Here is a 2,244-nt window from a genome sequence, read left to right as displayed (position 1 = left end):
CGAGTAGCCCGTGCCGAAATCGTCCATCGCGATCCGCGCGCCGAATGCACGAAGCTGTTGCAAGGTCGAGACCGCAGACTCGGCGTTATGCATCAGGGTGGCTTCGGTAATTTCAAGTTCCAGCCGCGTGGCGGAAAGGCGGGCAGTGGCCAATGCGTTGATGACGACCGATACCAGGTTGCGATTCCGAAATTGGATGGGCGAGAGGTTGACCGCGACCTTGACCGTAGCAGGCCAATTCCTCGCATCCGCGCAGGCCTGACGCAGGACCCACTCGCCCAGCGGCACGATCAGGCCGGTTTCCTCGGCAATCGGAATAAACTCGGCTGGAGAGATCGGTCCACGGAGCGGATGGATCCAGCGGACCAGCGCTTCCATTCCAACGACGCTGTTTGTCACCAGATTGATCAACGGTTGATAATCTAGGCGAAACTCGCCGGCTCCCAAAGCCCGGTGCAGATCGACTTCAAGCGCACGGCGCGCCTGAATCTGCACGTCCATCTCCGGGTCAAAAAAGCGCCATGAACCGCGTCCCTGGTCCTTAGCGCGGTAAAGCGCCAAATCGGCGCACTTCATCAGCTGCTCGGCAGTTGTGCCGTGCTGGGGCGCCATTGCGATGCCGATGCAGATGCTGGCGTGGATTTCCTGACCTTCGATAATGAACGGAGTCGACATCGTGCTGATCATGCGACTCGCCAGCTTTTCGGCGTCCAAGGCGTCGATCGAAGGATGAATAATAGCGAATTCGTCGCCGCCAAGCCGTGCAATGGTAGCATTAGCGTCGACGGTCGTGCGCAGACGCTTGGCAAGTTCCTGCAGGAGTTTGTCGCCAATTGGATGGCCGAGCGAATCGTTCACGGCCTTGAAATTATCGAGGTCGAAACACATCACTGCCATCGCCTCTTTCTTTTCGGCGACAGCGGCGAGGCCTTCGATCATCCTTTCGCCGAACAACAGGCGATTCGGCAGATCCGTGAGCGCGTCATGCCGCGCGATCCGGGCGATGCTTTCTTCTGCCCGACAGCGCTCGGTGACGTCTTCGTAAGTACCCACCCAACCCCCGCCATTCATCGGCCGATGACGCACGGAGATCACCCGGCCGTCAGCGAGGTGGCGGCGCAGTTCAGGCTCGTTGTTGTCGATGAGACGCTTCTTGAAATCGGCCAGCATTTCCTCGGCACTGATTCCAGGTCGGTGAACGCCGTGGGCGATCGACCGGCGCATAAGTTCGACCAAAGGCGTGCCTGGCCGCGCATCCTCAAAGGTCAGACCGTAGATCTCAAGGTAACGCGCGTTCACGACGATGAGGTCGAGGTTTTCGTCGTACGCGCACAAACCATGCGCCATGTGGTCGAGCACGGCGTCTAACAGATGCTTTCGATCCCGGATCGCGGCCTCGTGCAGCACCCTACGGGTAGCATCCCTGTGTTCGGTAAGCCAGCCGCCGCTTTCGATGTTCAGCGCACGAGCCTCAATGACACGACCGTCGTTCAAACGAAACTGCTGCTTAGTATTTTTCTCGCCGAACAGCGCTGCCAGATCTGCTTGGATCTTGTCGGAAGTCGCGTCTGAAAACATCCCACAGCTGGTTGCGCCCGCAAAGATGTTGCGCAAGTTCACGCCTGGTTTGACCAATGCAGAATCGAAGCCATAAATCCGCTTGAATTGTTCATTGCACAAAATCAGGTTCTGTTCGGAATCGAGGACGCAGAGCCCGTTGGAAACGTGCTCAATGACCTCTTTGAGGAACCCGGGCTGTTGCGGAGCCGCCAAACCGGACCACGTGCTCGAATTATCAGAGGTCAGAACCCAGCCACGCCCGCTTGTCGGTCGGCAATCGAGTGTCATCACGCCCTTGGCGCGTGGCTGACTTCGCTGCAGCCGGAACGGCGCGCCTTGCGCCATCAGTTCTTCAACCTCTTCCCACATTTCGGTGTCGGCGCGATCGGCAAAACTCCCTTCCCGAGTGTTCGCCCCAAGAACGGCGCGCAGAGGCACGCCGACCCGCACGAGCTTGCTATCGACCTCCAGACTTTCGACAAAGCGCCGATTGAATAGAACGATCCTCAACTCAGCATCGAGCAGACAGAGACCTTGTGCCATCTCGCTCACTGCAATTGCATGCAGCGAGAGTATAGTGTGAAGTTCGTCGATGCTGTACTTGGCAGCCGCTTTTTCCAGAGACGCCGTCATGATATACCGCCGACCCAAGCCGGTTGCAGGCATTTGCTGTCTATTATTTAG

Annotated in this window: 1 protein-coding gene; it reads right to left on the bottom strand. The window is 58.1% G+C overall.

The window, feature by feature from the left end; translation table 11 throughout:
• Positions 1-2,193, bottom strand: a 2,193-nt coding sequence (locus tag WB528_RS21385; RefSeq protein ID WP_423890442.1) for a PAS-domain containing protein, incomplete at its 3' end; no start/stop codon positions are given.
• Positions 2,194-2,244: the final 51 nt, after the last annotated feature.

The organism is Bradyrhizobium sp. (genome assembly GCF_049586575.1).
Lineage (GTDB): Bacteria > Pseudomonadota > Alphaproteobacteria > Rhizobiales > Xanthobacteraceae > Bradyrhizobium.
Note: the sequence above shows the minus strand (reverse complement) of the source record. Positions and strands in the feature narration are given on the sequence as shown.